Origin of the sequence: Cellulophaga sp. F20128, from assembly GCF_023015805.1 — a bacterium.
GTDB lineage: Bacteria > Bacteroidota > Bacteroidia > Flavobacteriales > Flavobacteriaceae > Cellulophaga.
Genome location: NZ_JALKBA010000001.1, coordinates 213,490 through 230,354 on the forward strand (window position 1 = coordinate 213,490; position 16,865 = coordinate 230,354).

At 35.4% G+C, this 16,865-nt stretch carries 14 protein-coding genes; 8 read left to right on the top strand and 6 right to left on the bottom strand.

Annotated features, from left to right (window positions below; all coding sequences use genetic code 11):
• The first annotated feature begins 18 nt into the window (after positions 1 to 18).
• Complete coding sequence (locus tag MWU65_RS00905) at positions 19 to 588, top strand: DUF3109 family protein (RefSeq protein ID WP_247074927.1); 570 nt, start codon at positions 19 to 21, stop codon at positions 586 to 588.
• Here MWU65_RS00905 and MWU65_RS00910 read toward each other — a convergent pair.
• Both MWU65_RS00910 and MWU65_RS00915 read right to left on the bottom strand, forming a co-directional pair.
• The gene (locus MWU65_RS00910) at positions 581 to 2,548 is read right to left on the bottom strand and encodes a tetratricopeptide repeat protein (RefSeq protein WP_247074932.1); all 1,968 of its coding nucleotides are present in this window, start codon (positions 2,546 to 2,548) and stop codon (positions 581 to 583) included. The genes MWU65_RS00905 and MWU65_RS00910 overlap by 8 nt on opposite strands.
• Positions 2,549 to 2,554: 6 nt before the next feature.
• The gene (locus MWU65_RS00915; RefSeq protein ID WP_247074934.1) at positions 2,555 to 3,289 is read right to left on the bottom strand and encodes a LytTR family DNA-binding domain-containing protein; all 735 of its coding nucleotides are present in this window, start codon (positions 3,287 to 3,289) and stop codon (positions 2,555 to 2,557) included.
• Positions 3,290 to 4,200: 911 nt separating this feature from the next.
• Here MWU65_RS00915 and MWU65_RS00920 point away from each other — a divergent pair.
• Both MWU65_RS00920 and MWU65_RS00925 read left to right on the top strand, forming a co-directional pair.
• Positions 4,201 to 5,184 (top strand): ribonucleotide-diphosphate reductase subunit beta, encoded by a 984-nt coding sequence (locus MWU65_RS00920; RefSeq protein ID WP_247074938.1) that lies wholly within the window; start codon positions 4,201 to 4,203, stop codon positions 5,182 to 5,184.
• A 115-nt stretch (positions 5,185 to 5,299) separates the two neighbouring features.
• Positions 5,300 to 7,762 carry a ribonucleoside-diphosphate reductase subunit alpha gene (locus tag MWU65_RS00925; protein ID WP_247074946.1) on the top strand — a complete coding sequence of 821 codons (2,463 nt, stop codon included), beginning with the start codon at positions 5,300 to 5,302 and terminating at the stop codon, positions 7,760 to 7,762.
• A 476-nt stretch (positions 7,763 to 8,238) separates the two neighbouring features.
• Here MWU65_RS00925 and MWU65_RS00930 read toward each other — a convergent pair whose 3' ends face one another.
• From MWU65_RS00930 to MWU65_RS00940, 3 genes are read right to left on the bottom strand one after another with little or no spacing between them, the layout of a single operon-like run.
• Positions 8,239 to 9,162, bottom strand: coding sequence for a TIM barrel protein (locus tag MWU65_RS00930; RefSeq protein ID WP_247074950.1), 924 nt, complete (start codon positions 9,160 to 9,162; stop codon positions 8,239 to 8,241).
• A gap of 36 nt (positions 9,163 to 9,198) precedes the next feature.
• Complete coding sequence (locus MWU65_RS00935; RefSeq protein ID WP_247074952.1) at positions 9,199 to 9,843, bottom strand: gluconate 2-dehydrogenase subunit 3 family protein; 645 nt, start codon at positions 9,841 to 9,843, stop codon at positions 9,199 to 9,201.
• Complete coding sequence (locus MWU65_RS00940) at positions 9,843 to 11,561, bottom strand: GMC family oxidoreductase (RefSeq protein ID WP_247074953.1); 1,719 nt, start codon at positions 11,559 to 11,561, stop codon at positions 9,843 to 9,845. The genes MWU65_RS00935 and MWU65_RS00940 overlap by 1 nt, the downstream gene beginning before the upstream one ends.
• A 134-nt stretch (positions 11,562 to 11,695) precedes the next feature.
• Here MWU65_RS00940 and MWU65_RS00945 point away from each other — a divergent pair, with 134 nt between their 5' ends.
• The 3 genes from MWU65_RS00945 to MWU65_RS00955 are packed head-to-tail and all read left to right on the top strand — an operon-like array spanning position 11,696 to position 14,329.
• Positions 11,696 to 12,682 carry a sugar phosphate isomerase/epimerase family protein gene (locus MWU65_RS00945; protein ID WP_247074954.1) on the top strand — a complete coding sequence of 329 codons (987 nt, stop codon included), beginning with the start codon at positions 11,696 to 11,698 and terminating at the stop codon, positions 12,680 to 12,682.
• A gap of 16 nt (positions 12,683 to 12,698) precedes the next feature.
• The gene (locus tag MWU65_RS00950; RefSeq protein WP_247074955.1) at positions 12,699 to 13,142 is read left to right on the top strand and encodes a DinB family protein; all 444 of its coding nucleotides are present in this window, start codon (positions 12,699 to 12,701) and stop codon (positions 13,140 to 13,142) included.
• Positions 13,143 to 13,192: 50 nt separating this feature from the next.
• Positions 13,193 to 14,329 (top strand): Gfo/Idh/MocA family oxidoreductase, encoded by a 1,137-nt coding sequence (locus tag MWU65_RS00955; RefSeq protein WP_247074956.1) that lies wholly within the window; start codon positions 13,193 to 13,195, stop codon positions 14,327 to 14,329.
• 66 nt (positions 14,330 to 14,395) lie between these two features.
• Here MWU65_RS00955 and MWU65_RS00960 read toward each other — a convergent pair whose 3' ends face one another.
• The gene (locus MWU65_RS00960; protein ID WP_247074957.1) at positions 14,396 to 14,857 is read right to left on the bottom strand and encodes an ASCH domain-containing protein; all 462 of its coding nucleotides are present in this window, start codon (positions 14,855 to 14,857) and stop codon (positions 14,396 to 14,398) included.
• A 179-nt stretch (positions 14,858 to 15,036) separates the two neighbouring features.
• On the opposite strand from MWU65_RS00960, the gene MWU65_RS00965 reads away from it, so the two are divergent.
• Positions 15,037 to 16,089, top strand: a complete 1,053-nt coding sequence (locus MWU65_RS00965) for a sugar phosphate isomerase/epimerase (protein WP_247074958.1) — start codon at positions 15,037 to 15,039, stop codon at positions 16,087 to 16,089.
• Between the two features lie 31 nt (positions 16,090 to 16,120).
• A complete protein-coding gene (locus tag MWU65_RS00970; protein ID WP_247074960.1) occupies positions 16,121 to 16,864 on the top strand; it encodes a DUF1080 domain-containing protein in 744 nt (247 codons plus the stop codon).
• The last annotated feature ends 1 nt before the right edge of the window (position 16,865 follow it).

Here is a 16,865-nt window from a genome sequence, read left to right on the forward strand (position 1 = left end):
AAGAATTATAAAAAAACTATGTTTCAAATAGGAAAAACCATTGTATCTGAAGAAATTATCGACAACGATTTTGTTTGCAATTTAACTGCCTGTAAAGGCGCTTGTTGTATAGACGGAGACGCAGGTGCCCCCTTAGAAGACAAAGAAACTGAAATCTTAGTAGACATATACCAAAGTGTAAAACCTTTTTTACGACCCGAAGGTATAGCTACCATAGAAGATCAAGGTGCCTTTGTAAAGGGCGAAGATGGGGAATGGGAAACTCCCCTGGTCAATGGTAGTGAATGTGCTTATGTAGTTTTTGCCGACAATGGAACTGCCAAATGTGGCTTAGAAGAGGCCTACAACCAAGGTGCTACCCAATGGAAAAAACCAGTTTCTTGTCATTTATACCCAGTTAGAACTAGGGAATACTCAGAATTTACCAGCGTAAATTATCACAAATGGGAAATTTGCGATACTGCTTGTTCGCTTGGCAAAGAACTACAAGTGCCTATTTATAAATTTGTAAAGGAAGCCTTAATTCGGAAATTTGGTGAAAAATGGTATGCTGAATTAGAAATTGTAGCCAAAGAACACACTAAATAATAGGGATAGTTAATACCACTTCGGTACCTATTGCATTTTTATCATCATCAAACAAATCAACAAATTCTACATTAAAAGTATTTAAATAATCCTTAGAGAAATTTGCTAAGCGTTCTTTGGTAATATTCACACCTAAAGATTTTCTTTTTAACACCTTATTTTCTTTAATCCTTTCCGATGCCGCCCTACCTATTCCGTTGTCTACAATGCTTATCTTAATATATCCATCCTCTATTTTACTTATATGCATCGTAATTACCTTTTCTCCTTCCTTTGAAGACAAACCGTGCCACAAGGCATTTTCTAAAAAGGGCTGAAGAATTAAGGAGGGTATTTTAACATGCTCTACATCGACCGACTTGTCTATTGTATACGAAAAATCAATTTTATTAGAAAACCGAATGTTTTCTATATTCATATAAAGCTCTGCTGTTTCTAATTCATCTGCCAAGGAAATTTCTTTTAAGGAGGATGCTTCTAAAATCTTACGTACCAGCTTTGAAAACTTATTTAAATAATGAACAGCATTCTTTTTTTCATTATTAATAATATAAAGTTTAATGGAGTTTAATGAATTAAATAAGAAATGTGGATTCATTTGGCTACGCAACATTTTCTGTTCTAAAGTCAACAACTTCCTTTCATTATTTAATTGATGTTGCCGATACAAAACAAATAAGATTGCTGTTAACAACAATAAAGCTACTCCCATAATTAAAAACGTTGCATTCGTTTTCTTTAGCTTTAAATGAGCAATTTCGAAGTCTTTTTTAAGGTTTTCAATTTCATTGGTTTTCTTTTCACTTTCATAGCGTACAATCACATCATTAACATACCTTAAGTTTCTTGCACTAGTAATTTCATCATCAAACTTAATGGCTCTTGTATAATAGTTTAAAGACTCCTTATAATTACCTCTAAGCGATTCCAATTCTGACATAAATTTGTACCCCATAGAAATTACACGTGGCATATTATGTTTTTTTGCAAGGTTTAACCCTCTTAAGATATGCGGTTCCGCTGTATCAAACCTATTAAGTTTCATGTTTGCCCAACCAATATTCATCTCAACAAAAACCGTAATATATTTATCACCCAACTCTTCAGACAATAACAATGCGGGCTCCAAAAGCGCTAATGCTTCCTTGGGCCTATCTTGCTTAATGTAAATCTGAGCAATACTGTTTCTGCAAATAACCCTGCCTTTATCAGAATTAATTTCATTGTTATAACGCAAAGAAATTTCATAACTTCTAAGCGCTTCTTCTAGATTTCCCTGAGCTTCAAGAGACTCCCCTATGTTTTGATGATTAATGGCCAGCCCTAGTTTATTACCCAATTCTTCTTCCTGCTTTAGGGATCGTTTATAGTGATCTATAGCCAAGTTATATTGCTCTAGAATTTGGTATATATTTCCGATACTATTGTGAGAAACATTAATGCTGCGCTTGAGTCCTTTAGTCCTATTTTCAGCACTCTCTGCAAGCTCCAAGGCTTTCTGATTGTAATCTAAAGCTGTTTTTATAGCATCGCTCCTACGATACACAACACCCAACATATTTAAACTATAAACGGTAAATTCTAAATTATCTACTTCGGTGGCAATATCTAATGCGATCTCGTGTAGCTTTATTGCTTTTACATATTGCGCTAAGTTTCTGTATTTGGTGCCCAACTGGTTGTAGGCAAAAATTTGCCCAATGGCATACTTATGCGCTACAGATTCCTTTATAAAATACCGCATTAACACAGTATCTTGTTTCTTCGCACCTAGAACCCCCTCAATTTCTAAATAGGTTTTTGATTTTGCCTTAACAATACTATCTATTTTATGCTTAAAAATATCCGTATTTGACTGCGCAGCACCAGACATAGAACTAAAAATCACAAACAGGCACAACAACCGTATACATACTTGTACCGTTGATTGTGACCCTTTATTTGATTTTTTTAAATTCATAGAAATTTACAACAAATCTAAAAAGTCAGATTTTTTTTGTCTAGAAACAGGGATTTTATGGTTAGACTGTAAGACTACATAACCATCGGTCTTAATAAACTCTTTTATCTTATTTAAATTTACAACATACGAATTATGAACTCTAAAAAAGTCTTCGTTTGGCAATAATTCATTGACCTCTTTAAGTTTCTTGGTCAATACAATTTTTTGTCCATTTTCTAAAAAAATAGTACTGTAATTCCCGTCAGATTCTGCATATAAAATATCATTGCTATCCAAAAATAAAAGCTTACCATCCGTATTGAGCGTAATTCTTTTTTGGCCTGAGTTGGAATTTAAATTTAACAATATTTTTTCCAGTCTATTTACTGTGTTATTCTTTAAATTATATTTCTTGATCTTGGCAATTGTATCATTTAAATCATCGGTATCAATTGGTTTTAATAGATAATCAATCGCTTCATTTTTTAATGCTTTTATTGCGTATTGATTATATGCTGTCGTAATAATTACTGGAAAATCTTTATTTTTTATTTTCTGAATAAACTGAAATCCATCCATAATAGGCATTTCTATATCTAAAAAAAGACAATCTGGCTTGTTATTTTCTAAATAATTTAAAGCCTCAAAAGGGTCTGTAAATGAAGCAACCACCTTAATTTCACTACTGAAATTGGTTAGCTCCCACGTTAAACTTTGGAGTGCTTTTTCTTCATCATCTATTAGTACTGCTTCTAGCATATTATATATTAAAGTACACAAAAATACGGTGTAAAGAACAAAAGGAAATCAAAATTGTATGATTGGTTTACTATCGAGTATTATTCGCGGCAAAATACAGATAAACAGCATTTTACAAAATACACAGGTTTTTTTACCAAATATACATAACCAAATTACTTAGCTTTTTAATGTCCTAATTTAGCATAAGCTTAATTACATCAATAATTTTAGTATTAGGATTAATAATTCAAAAACTCCCAAATTATGAAAAAATGTGTTCTTATGTTTAGTGTTCTATTATTATTAATAATATTCGCTTCAATCGTTGAAAATAACCAAACCCAACAAGAAACCGATGTATTATTATCTAACAATCATATAAGCGACTCCTTATGGGCAAGCTCAAAACATTAATACCATTATCGCAAAAAGCAATATTATGTAACCACCAAACTACAAACTTACGATCCGTTTAGATAGCGTGTTATTAAACGAACATGTCACTTTAACTAACAGCCTATCATAAATTTTACCAATACTGAATTTAAATTTGGTTGGTTTAATGGTTTCGGGGGGAACTACCTTAATCAACTAATTTTTATTTGGGTATTTTTTAGTTGGATCGTAAAAGTTTGGTGTATCATAAAATTGGAATCTCTTCCGCAAACCACTGATCCTCAAAATATACTTTTTGGTTTATTTTTTAGTCCCGTTTTTTATCCAAAAACCCTTAAAAAAGTTATCTTTCCTACAAAGGCAACAAACATCACTAGTCAGGTTACATTTCAACATTCTGTGTTAAAAACTTTGTGCCCTAATTGCAAAAAAGGGCTTTACAAATTGACAACATTTTACAATCTTTGTTATCCCCAAGCGTAAGGAAATTTTCGCCTTACCATTTTAGAATCGTTATAATCCAAAATTAAATTATGTCCGCAGCAATTGAACCTATTTTAGAAAAAAATGAAGATAGATTTGTAATCTTTCCGATAAAACATAATGACTTATGGGATTGGTACAAAAAATGTGAAGCGAGTTTCTGGACGGCTGAAGAAATAGATTTGCACGCAGATTTAAACGACTGGAATAACAAACTAAATGATGACGAACGCTATTTTGTAAAACACATCTTAGCCTTTTTTGCTGCTTCTGATGGAATTGTAAATGAAAACTTAGCAGAAAATTTTGTTAGTGAAGTGCAATATGCAGAGGCTAAATTCTTTTATGGTTTTCAAATAATGATGGAAAACATTCATTCTGAAACCTACTCCTTATTGATTGACACCTACGTAAAAGACGAAAAGGAAAAGGATATTTTATTCCACGCCTTAGAAAACTTTCCCGCCATTAGAAAAAAAGCAGATTGGGCATTAAAATGGATAGACTCTCCAAGTTTTGCAGAGCGTTTAATTGCTTTTGCTGCTGTTGAAGGAATTTTCTTTTCGGGATCATTCTGTTCTATTTTTTGGTTAAAGAAAAGAGGCTTAATGCCCGGATTAACCTTCTCTAACGAATTAATTTCCAGAGACGAAGGGATGCATTGTGATTATGCAGTTCACTTACACAACAACCACTTAATAAACAAAGTGCCTAAAGCGCGTATTACAGAAATACTTGTAGATGCTTTAGACATAGAAAGAGAATTTATTACAGAATCTTTGCCAGCTAGTTTAATAGGTATGAACTCTAAATTAATGACTCAATATTTAGAATTTGTAACAGACCGTTTGCTTGTTGAATTAGAATGTGATAAGGTGTACAACTCTACCAATCCATTTGACTTTATGGATATGATTTCACTTCAAGGAAAAACAAATTTCTTTGAAAAAAGAGTAGCTGAATACCAAAAATCTGGTGTCACTAATAAAGATGGTGATGATGCACAGAAAATTAGCTTCGACGCAGATTTTTAGATTAAACCCATATATTTTAGGAGATTTTCCTAAAAAATAACTTAAAAAAATAACCCATTTGTTAAATCCCTAAAGATTTGACCTAACCAACGTATCACTAAAAAACATTTGTAGCATGTATGTAGTAAAAAGAGACGGCAGAAAAGAAATAGTAATGTTCGATAAGATTACGGCAAGAGTTCGTAAGCTTTGTTATGGACTTAACCCATTAGTAGATCCATTAAAAGTTGCTATGCGTGTAATAGAAGGCTTGTACGACTCTGTTACAACCTCTGAGCTAGACAATTTAGCCGCTGAAATTGCAGCTACCATGACTACAACACATCCGGACTACGCAAAATTAGCAGCCCGTATATCTGTTTCTAACCTACATAAAAACACAAAAAAATCCTTCTCAGAAACTATGAAGGACCTTTATTTCTATGTTAACCCTAGAACAGATAAGAAAGCTCCTCTCTTGTCTGATGAAGTCTACAAAGTGATTATGGAGAATGCAGAAAGGCTAGATTCTACAATAATATACAACCGTGATTTTAGTTACGATTATTTTGGATTTAAAACATTAGAACGCTCTTACCTGCTTAAACTGAATGGCAAAATAGCGGAACGCCCACAACACATGCTTATGCGTGTTTCCATAGGAATTCATTTAAATGATTTAGAGTCGGCCATAGAAACCTATGAGCTTATGTCTAAAAAATACTTTACACACGCTACGCCAACCCTATTTAATTCTGGAACACCAAAACCACAGATGTCTTCTTGCTTTTTATTAGCGATGCAAGATGATAGTATTGATGGTATATATGACACCTTAAAGCAAACCGCTAAGATCTCTCAATCTGCAGGAGGAATAGGATTATCTATACACAATGTAAGAGCTACAGGATCTTATATAGCTGGCACCAATGGAACTTCAAATGGTGTTGTTCCAATGTTGCGAGTTTATAACGATACAGCCCGTTATGTAGATCAAGGTGGAGGAAAAAGAAAAGGTAGTTTTGCGGTGTACGTTGAACCATGGCATGCCGATATTTTTGAATTTTTAGATCTTAAGAAAAACCACGGTAAAGAAGAAATGCGTGCACGTGATCTTTTTTACGCCATGTGGATTCCAGATTTATTTATGAAACGAGTAGAGGCAAATCAAGAATGGACCTTAATGTGTCCAAATGAATGCCCAGACTTATACAAAAAGCACGGTGATGAGTTTGACACTGCTTACCTTAAATTTGAAGCCGACGGAAAAGGCAGAAAAACAGTAAAAGCACGTGAATTATGGGAAAAAATACTAGAATCTCAAATAGAAACTGGTACTCCCTACATGCTGTACAAAGATGCCGCTAACCGAAAGAGCAACCAGAAAAACCTAGGAACAATACGTTCGTCAAATTTATGTACAGAAATTATGGAGTACACCTCTCCTGATGAAGTTGCTGTATGTAATTTGGCTTCCATTGCCTTACCGATGTTCGTTAAAAATGGTGAGTTTGATCACAAAGAGTTGTTCCGCGTAACCAAACAAGTTACACGCAACTTAAACAAGGTAATAGATAGAAATTACTATCCTGTAAAAGAAGCTGAAAACTCTAATATGCGTCATAGACCAATTGGCCTAGGCGTACAAGGGCTTGCAGATGCATTTATAATGATGCGTATGCCGTTTACCAGTGATGAGGCAAAAAATCTGAATCAAGAAATCTTTGAAACACTTTATTTTGCTGCACTTACTGCATCAATGGAAATGGCAAAAGAAGAAGGTACTTACTCTACCTACGAAGGCTCTCCTATTTCACAAGGAGATTTTCAACACAATTTATGGGGCATTCAAGATGATGAACTTTCTGGTCGTTGGGATTGGGGAAAATTGCGTAAAACAATTCAAAAAAATGGTGTTAGAAATTCACTTTTGGTTGCACCTATGCCAACAGCATCTACATCTCAAATATTAGGAAACAACGAATGTTTTGAACCTTATACCTCTAATATCTATACCCGTAGAGTATTATCTGGAGAATTTATTGTAGTAAACAAACACTTATTGGAAGATTTGGTACAACTGGGTCTTTGGAACGAAAACCTTAAACAAGAGTTAATGCGTGCCAACGGTTCAATTCAACATATCGATATTATTCCACAAGAAATCAAAGAACTATACAAAACTGTTTGGGAATTGAGTATGAAAGACATTATAGATATGTCTAGACATCGTGGGTATTTTATTGACCAGAGTCAGTCTCTAAACTTATTTATGGAAAATGCCAACTATTCCAAGTTAACGTCTATGCATTTTTACGCATGGAAAAGTGGACTTAAAACGGGAATGTATTACCTAAGAACAAAGGCAGCAGTAGATGCCATTAAATTCACCTTAGATAATGCGAAGAAAAAGGAAGCTCCTGTTAACGTAATGGCTGAAGCAGAAGTGACTGTAGCTACAGAAATAAAGGTTACACCATCTCCAGTACAACCAGAGGAAACTAATATAGAGCCAATGACAGCTTCAGAAATGAAAGCACTTATTGCACAGGCGAAAGCAGGTGAAGCAGATGACGATTGTCTTATGTGCGGTTCTTAAAAAAATCTAAACTTCTCCATACAAAACCTCACTAAATGAAATACAGTGAGGTTTTTTTGATTTCTACTCTTAAAAGAAAAACTGGAGCAATAAAAAAAAGCACGCTCAACTAATTAGTTGAGCGTGCTTTTCTTGCTCAGTATAAACTAAACAACAGAATGTGAACTGTATTATTTCTTAACCCTTCGCCTAATTACCGTAGAGTAAATTAATGCTGTGGTATATATAATCAGTAAAATGAAATAATTTTCCATAATAGTATTGTTGTATGTGTTACTATATATGCTGTATTAAACCTACATTATATATACGTTATGAAAATACAAAAAGATTGCATACAACCAAAAAAAACCACACTTAATCGATAGGAAATCACATTTTTTAACTTTTTGTTAAGTTTTTTTAATATTCCGTTAAAAGACAAAGCTTACATCCTTTCAGATGTAAGCTTTCATTATGTCAAAAAAAACAATACCCTACAAAAAGTTATCAACCTCCTTATAGGCATTAATAACTGCCAGCTCCCCTTCTTTATTCGGTCTAGAGTTACCGTGTTCCATTCCTAAGATACCGTCAAATTTCTTACTATGAATATATTTAAACACATTTTTGTAGTTTATCTCTCCAGTAGTTGGTTCTTTTCTTCCCGGATTATCTCCTATTTGAATATAGGCGATTTCGTCCCACGTAAGCTCCATGTTATGAATAAGGTGCCCCTCCGTTTTTTGCATGTGGTAGATATCGTATAATATTTTACAAGAAGGACTATTTACACCTTTACATATAAGGTAACTCTGCTCTGAAGTTTGTAAATGGAGATCTGGAGAATCAGATAATGGCTCTAACACCATAACCAAGCCATGCGGCTCAAAAATTTCAGCTCCTCTACGCAATGCCTCAATAACATTTGCATTCTGAATGCCTATAGGCAATCTCCTCTCGTAAGCACCAGGTACAACGGTCATCCATTTTGCATTAACCCGTTTGGCAACTTCTACAGCTTTTCTACAACCCTCTAAAAAAATATCTACATTCTCTTTTTTTCCTGCGGCTAAGGTATTGGCCATATTACCCCCTTTATCTACAACAAAAACACCCATATCCATGTTTCTCTTGGCTAAGGCTTCCCCCATTTTTGTTTGTAATGATAGATCACGCCCCATCATACCATTATCTTCTATAGCCGTAAAACCTTCGTCTGCCATAAAATTTATTTGGTCTATAGGATCATTTCCTGCATGATTTCTAAACATACCAAGATGTGGAGCATATTTTAGGTTAAATTTATGTGCTGCCAAGCCATTTCCTTTATTTGCTGAAAAAGCATACGAATGTGCCCCCCCTAATGTCACTGCCCCACTGGAAAGTGCTGTTTTCTGTATAAAACTTCTTCTTTTCATATTTAGGTATTAGTTGTTATTTAAAGTTTTTATTTGTTAAGCCCAAGCTCTTCCACCAGTTAACTCTTCTAAGTTTCCACAAGGCACAAATTTTCCTGGTATAGGGTCAAAAGCCAAGAAATTTTTTGCAATCTCTTCAGATGATTTATAGCCGTTGATAACCCATCCTCTTAATTCACGTGCAAATGCAGCAGCGCCACTATTTACGTCCAATTCAACTATTTCTCCAGCTGCAATAGCCTTGGTGTAGTTTTGCATGGCTCTATTATTGGCCATTAGATCTTCTTCTTTTAGTTGTAAACAACGAGCCAAGGTTGCTTCTAATTCTTCCGCATTTAGCTCTTGAGCCCTATCCTTACCTGTATTTGATCCTGCAAGAGATGTAAAGCTCGACATCTTTGCCCTAAACAAGTCTTTTTGTTCTTTGGTGTTCGCCACATTGATATATTGATCTATAAATAGATGTACATTAACCTCCGAGGCCGAAGGCGAATCTGTTTTTGGAAGTATAATGTCTACGAGTTTCCGTAAAACCTTCCCTTCTTCATCGGTGAAAAATTCTGGTGCCCAGGCAACCCCATTTTCATTCTTACAGCTTTGAACTATACTAAGTAAAGTAGGAGCTGCAACAACATATCCAAACGCTAATCCTAAATTTTTAAGTGCTATTCTTCTTTCCATTATAGTAGTCCTTTTTTTAGTTGTTCTGCGGCGTGGTTGGCTGCTCTAGCTGTAAATGCCATATAGGTTAAGGATGGGTTTACACAGGCAGATGAAGTCATGAATGAACCATCGGTCACATAAACATTTGGTACAGCATGTAGTTGGTTGTTTTTGTTTAAAACCGAAGTTTTAGGGTTGTGACCCATACGCGCTGTTCCCATTTCATGAATCCCCAAACCAAGGGCTCCTGGATTGTCATAAGTTGAGACATCGGTACAACCAGAAGCTTTTAACATAGCCATAGCTTGCTCTTTAATATCTTCACGCATCTTCCATTCATTTTCCTTAAACTCTGCATCAAAGGTAACCGTAGGCAAGCCCCAATCGTCCAATTTATCATAATCCAGGGTAAACCTATTCTCTTCATACGGCAACACTTCTCCAAAGCCCATAATACCCATAGTCCAACCTCCTGGTTTTAAAATAACATCTTTTAATTCTTTTCCGTAAGATACTTCTGCAATGTCGTCCTGCCAATTGCCTCTACTAGCACTACCTTGATAGCCATATCCTCTTAAAAATTCAGTAGTCTTAGAGTCACCTCCAATATTTCTAAATCGAGGGATATAAATACCCGTGGGTCTCCTCCCCTTATAGTATTTATCTTCAAAACCATCAAATTTACCTCTGGCACCAGACCCTAAATGGTGATCCATAATATTTCTTCCCAATTGATCCGACTCATTCCCCATTCCATTTGGAAAGGTCTCAGATTTAGATTGCATCAATATGGATGTTGAAGCGACTGTAGAAGCACATAAGAAAATTACTTTCGCTTTATATTCTATCTTTTCTTTGGTAAGTCTATCTATAATTTTTACTCCAGTGGCTTTCTTTGTCTTTTCATCATAGACCACTTCATAAGCTATAGAATCTGGACGTAAGGTTAAGTTCCCAGTAGCCTCTGCTGCAGGCAAAGTAGATGAATTACTACTAAAATAGGCTCCAAAAGGACAACCACGACTACATCGATTACGAAACTGACACCTAGACCGGCCATCTCCTGTAAATTTTTTATCACTATTAATATGGGCAGTTCTGCCAATGGTAACCACTCTCCCATTAAAATTTTCGGCCACCTTTTCTTTAACCACCTCTTCAACACAATTTAACTCCATCATTGGTTCAAAATCCCCATCTGGCAATTGAGGCAATCCTAATTTCTCTCCCGAAACCCCTATAAACTTTTCTACCTTATCATACCAAGGGGCAATATCATTATAACGCACGGGCCAATCTACAGCAATGCCCTCTTTTTTATTGGCTTCAAAATCAATATCACTCCATCTATAACTTTGTCTTCCCCATGTTAAAGAACGTCCTCCAACATGATATCCACGCATCCAATCAAACCTTTTTGTTTCATTATAAGGATGTTCTAAATCGTTCACAAACCAATGTTTGGTTGCTGCACCTACGGTATACCCTGTTCTAGCTTGTTTAAATTGTTTCTCTTTTTCTTCTGGAGATATAGCGCCATTATTTGGGAAATCCCATTTTTCAGAATGGGCAGTAGTGTAATCATTTCTATGAGTCACCATTCTTCCGCGTTCAAGAACCAATGTTTTTAATCCATTTTCACACAACTCTTTTGCTGCCCATCCCCCACTTATACCCGTTCCAACAACGATAGCATCATAATATTCCTGCTCTTCATTATAATAAAATTTGCCCATACATTGAATTGTTTATTTCATAAGTTTCTCAAATATAAAATAAATTTTCTACATTTAAACCCTGTTATCATTGAGGATAACATACTACAACGTTATAGTGGATATAAAGTCTTAAAAATTAAATAAGTAACAAAATGAAAGTAAAAAATCTCCTTAGTCAAAGTATTAAATGTGTATTAATAGTACTTGTTTTAAGTTTAGCTTCTTGTAAAGATGCCGCAAAAAAAACAGAAGAAGTAAAAGAAGAAATTGCAGCTACTACAGTAGATCAAAAACCATTCTTTAAATTATCGCTTGCACAATGGTCCTTACATAGAGCCGTTCGCAATGATGGTGCAGATCCTTATCAATTTGCGGCGAAAGCTAAAGAACTAGGCTTTTCTGGTTTAGAATATGTTAGTGGCTTGTATGGGGATCTAAGTAAAGCCGATTATTCTGACGAAGCTATGGCAAATTTTGTAGCCAAGTCAAATGAAGAAGCAAAAAAGCACGGAATGACAAATGTGTTAATTATGATAGACGGACAAGGTAATCTTGCCACAGCTAATGATGAAGAACGCAAAAAAGCTGTAGAAAACCACTACAAATGGGTTAAGGCTGCTGCCGCAATGGGTTGCCACGCAATCCGCGTTAACTTATCAGGTGCTCAAGAAGAAAAGGCCTGGATTTCTAGTTCTGTAGATGGGTTAACACAATTGGGAACTTATGCAAAAGAGCACAATATTAAGGTAACGGTAGAAAACCATGGCGGACTTTCATCTAATGGTGCTTTGTTAGCCGAGGTGATGAGACAAGTAAATATGGAAAATGTTGGAACTTTACCTGATTTTGGAAACTTCTGTATTAAAAGATCTAAAGATGGCTGTGCTGAAATGTACGATATCTACAAGGGAGTTACAGAGTTAATGCCTTACGCTAAAGCGGTAAGCGCTAAGTCTCATGCTTTTGATGCTGATGGCAATGAAAAAAATATAGATTACGTAAGAATACTTCAAATTGTAAAAGATGCTGGCTATACTGGTTTTATTGGTGTAGAATACGAAGGATCTCAAGTAGGAGAAATAGAAGGTATAATTGCCACAAGAGATTTATTGGTGAAAGCCTCTAAAAATTTAAAATAAATTAAAACTTTTAAAGATGAAAACATTCTTTAATCAACTTTTCGATTACAATTTTTACTGCAATAAAAAATTGATTGAAGAATGTACTATTTTAGAAAACGTACCAGAAAAAAGTTGTGCATTATTCAACCACATCCTAAATGCACATCATATTTGGAATGCACGAATTTTGGAAAAACCTAGCAGTTACAAAGTGTTTGAAAATCACGACAGAACAGATTGGGGAGCTATCCATTATGACAACCAAAGAACATCATTTGATATTATTATGGCAACGGATGCCTTTGACAAACGCATAGACTATGAAAATTCTGAAGGTCGATTGTTCACTAACACCATACAGGATATGTTATTTCATATCACCAACCACTCTACACATCACAGAGCTCAGATATCCCTAGATTTCAGATCCAATGATATTGAACCAATCCCTTTTGATTATATATTCTACAAACGATAAAAACGAAAAAATTAACAGTACTATTAAATTAGCGTATTAAAAACGATCTTATGAGTAAGAAAATTAGATTAGGAATATTAGGCGGTGGTGGCGATTCATTAATAGGCGTGCTACATAGAATAGCGTCCTTTATGAATGACAATTACCAAATAGTAGGTGCCGTATTTAATCCAGATTTTAACGCAAATGTAGATTTTGCCAAAGAAATAGATATTCCTACGAACAGGGTTTACAAAGATTTTGACACTTTAATAGTAGAAGAGTTAAAATTACCCAAAGAAGAACGCATACAGGTGTGTACTATTTTAACCCCTAACTTTTTACACTTTCCAATGGCCAAAAAGCTATTAGAAAACGGGTTTCATGTTATTTGTGAAAAACCAATGACTACCACCTATGAAGAGGCTATTATTTTACAAGAAACTTTAAAGAAAGCAGGAACAATTTTTGCTGTAACCTATACGTATACCGGCTATCCTATGGTACGCCAAATGCGCGAAATGATAAAAGATGGTGCATTAGGCACTATTCAAAAGGTAGATGTTAGATATTACCAAGGGTGGTTAAACCCTATTGTTCATGAAAAAGCTAAAAGAAGTACAACTTGGCGTTTAGATCCTGAAAAAGCAGGCCTTAGCTGCTGTATGGGAGATATAGGTGTGCATGCTTTTAATATGATAGAATACACCACGGGGATGCAGGTTAAATCTTTGTTGGCAGACTTAAACTACTTGTATGAGGACAACAAAATGGATATTGATGGAACGGCATTAATACGATTTAACACCAATGCCAAAGGCGTTATTAGAGCAAGCCAAATTGCTACTGGGGAAGAAAACGGACTTGCCATTACCATTTACGGGAACAAAGGCGGATTCCGATGGGAACAAGAAAATCCCAACCACCTTTATGTAATGAGTGACGATAAGCCGATGCAAGTTTACAAGCCAGGCCATGCCTACAATTCTGACCTCTCTTTAAACGGTACAAAATTACCTCCAGGACACCCCGAAGGAATTTTTGACTCTATGGCCAACATATATTTAGGCGTAGCCAAGGCTATACGTGGAGAGAAATACAACGATGGGGAATTCCCTACAATGTTAGATGGGGTACGTGGACTTAGTTTTATACAAAGTTGTATAGATTCTCACAATGACGGAAATACTTGGATCGATATAAAATAACCAACCCTATAGAATCCAAAGTAGAAAGCCGCTTTAAAAGCGGCTTTTTTTATGCAGTTTAAGTATTTAAAATACTTTTACAAACTCTTCAAAAACAACAATCATACTCTCTTTTGGCGTTCTATTAAAAGGAGCTAACTCTTGTTGATAATACGCCCAATGCGTTTGTTTCCAATTTACTAAACTCAGATCTCCTTCCCCTTCCAATTGCGCATTATTTTCATCAATACTAAACAACGGTTTTAATTGTACCGCCGTGGTACGAACAATACATTTTGCTTCGCCATCCCAATCCGTAACAATCCGAAAATCTCCAATTTTAGGCAAACGTTCCTTTCGTAATTGCAGACCCAACAAAGAATGTGAGGTTGCTTTTTTTACTCCTTTTAAAACTAGTTTAGCACATGCATTGGCTGCTTTTTCATTATCACAAAAATGTTCAACTTTAGGAGCTTCTACAAAAGCATCCTCTAAATGCTTATCTAAATAATCTCCCCATAAACTTTTTGCTGACCTATTGTTTTCCACAGATGATAGATTTATATTTTTATTCTAATTTCAGTTTTATGTTGTTCGTCGCACAAAACCATCCAATTCGTATAAAAAGGTAGTGCAAATCGTTTTCAAATTCTTATATTTATAACTTTAGGATATCACCATTTTGATATCTAAAATAAAACGATAAATATAGGATTAAATTACATAAAATGAAGACAATAAAAGGACCATCAGTTTTTTTAGCACAGTTTATTGATAGCAAACCTCCCTTTAACTCCTTAGATGGCTTATGCAAATGGGCAGCAGATTTAGGATATAAAGGCATACAAATACCCACTTGGGAAACTTTTTTAATCGATCTAGACAAGGCGTCGGAAAGTCAGACCTATTGTGACGACCTTAAGGGTAAAGTAAATTCTTACGGTTTAGAAATTGCCGAACTTTCTACCCACCTACAGGGACAACTTGTAGCCGTACACCCCGCTTACGACATTATGTTTGATGGTTTTGCGCCTAAACATCTGCACAACAACCCTAAAGCACGAACTGAATGGGCTATTGAAACCGTAAAAAAGGCGGCTACTGCTAGCAGACGGTTAGGTATTACAAGTCACGCTACTTTTTCAGGCTCCCTACTTTGGCATACCATGCACCCATGGCCACAAAGGCCTCCAGGTTTAGTAGAATTGGGCTTTGAAGAATTGGCAAAAAGATGGCTGCCTATCTTAAATCATTTTGATGATGAAGGTGTTGATGTTTGTTATGAAATTCATCCGGGTGAAGACTTACATGACGGCGATACTTTTGAACGATTTTTAGAAGCCACTGGGAACCACAAACGGGTAAATATTTTATACGACCCTAGCCACTTTGTATTACAACAATTAGATTATATAGAATTTATAGACCATTACCACCAATTTATTAAGTCATTTCACGTAAAAGATTCTGAATTTAATCCCACTGGAAAAAAAGGAGCTTTTGGAGGCTATAACGATTGGATAAATAGAGCAGGTAGGTATCGCTCCTTAGGAGACGGACAAATAGATTTTAAAACTATATTCTCTAAATTAACCCAATACGGTTGCGATGTTTGGGCTACTATGGAATGGGAATGCTGTATTAAAAGTCCAGAACAAGGAGCCATTGAAGGCGCTAAATTTATTCAAGACCATATTATTGAAGCCACCGAAAAAACTTTTGACGACTTTGCAGGGGCTGAAACCGACAAAGAAAAACTAAAAAAGATACTTGGCCTTTAATACTCAATCATTTCTAAAACCAACTGAACTCATGAAAAAAATATTTTTTATTATTTGTGTTGCTGTGCTGACCTTTAGCTGTAAGGACAAAACCAACAAAACAACTGAAACAGCTACAAACTCAACTACAACAGAAGAAAACCAAGATGGATGGACTGTCCTTTTTGACGGTACAAACCTTGACCAATGGAAAGGATATGGTGAAGATTCGCCAAGAGCAGAATGGAAAATTGAAGGTGATGCCTTAGTTTTTCATCCACCAACAGACCGTGTTAAAGGGGCAAACTACAATTTAATTACTAAAAAAGAATTTACCAATTTCATACTCACTATGGACTGGAAAATATCTGAAGGAGGAAACAGTGGTATTTTCTGGGGTATAAATGACGATGGAAAATACGGACAACCTTATGAGACTGGACCAGAAATTCAAGTTTTAGACAATGAGAAACATCCAGATGGCAAAAACGGACCAGATCGCCATGCAGGTGCCCTTTACGATATGGTTGCACCAAGTAAAGACGTCACGAAACCCGTAGGAGAATGGAACAGCTGCGTTATTTCTATTAACTATAAAACAAACAAAGGTAGTAGTACACTAAATGGAGTTACTATCGCAGAATTTCCGCTTCACGGCCCTGAATGGGATGCCTTACTTGCCAATTCAAAATTTAGCAATTGGGATGGTTTTGCAAAATTTAAAACAGGGAAAATTGGAGTACAAGACCACGGAAATATTGTGTCTTTTAGAAATATCAAAATAAAAGAATTATAGC

Coding starts and splice junctions, on each gene's coding strand:
- MWU65_RS00905 (WP_247074927.1), top strand. CDS start 19: ATGTTTCAAATAGGAAAAACCATTGTATCTGAAGAAATTATCGACAAC.
- MWU65_RS00910 (WP_247074932.1), bottom strand. CDS start 2,548: ATGAATTTAAAAAAATCAAATAAAGGGTCACAATCAACGGTACAAGTA.
- MWU65_RS00915 (WP_247074934.1), bottom strand. CDS start 3,289: ATGCTAGAAGCAGTACTAATAGATGATGAAGAAAAAGCACTCCAAAGT.
- MWU65_RS00920 (WP_247074938.1), top strand. CDS start 4,201: ATGTCCGCAGCAATTGAACCTATTTTAGAAAAAAATGAAGATAGATTT.
- MWU65_RS00925 (WP_247074946.1), top strand. CDS start 5,300: ATGTATGTAGTAAAAAGAGACGGCAGAAAAGAAATAGTAATGTTCGAT.
- MWU65_RS00930 (WP_247074950.1), bottom strand. CDS start 9,162: ATGAAAAGAAGAAGTTTTATACAGAAAACAGCACTTTCCAGTGGGGCA.
- MWU65_RS00935 (WP_247074952.1), bottom strand. CDS start 9,843: ATGGAAAGAAGAATAGCACTTAAAAATTTAGGATTAGCGTTTGGATAT.
- MWU65_RS00940 (WP_247074953.1), bottom strand. CDS start 11,561: ATGGGCAAATTTTATTATAATGAAGAGCAGGAATATTATGATGCTATC.
- MWU65_RS00945 (WP_247074954.1), top strand. CDS start 11,696: ATGAAAGTAAAAAATCTCCTTAGTCAAAGTATTAAATGTGTATTAATA.
- MWU65_RS00950 (WP_247074955.1), top strand. CDS start 12,699: ATGAAAACATTCTTTAATCAACTTTTCGATTACAATTTTTACTGCAAT.
- MWU65_RS00955 (WP_247074956.1), top strand. CDS start 13,193: ATGAGTAAGAAAATTAGATTAGGAATATTAGGCGGTGGTGGCGATTCA.
- MWU65_RS00965 (WP_247074958.1), top strand. CDS start 15,037: ATGAAGACAATAAAAGGACCATCAGTTTTTTTAGCACAGTTTATTGAT.
- MWU65_RS00970 (WP_247074960.1), top strand. CDS start 16,121: ATGAAAAAAATATTTTTTATTATTTGTGTTGCTGTGCTGACCTTTAGC.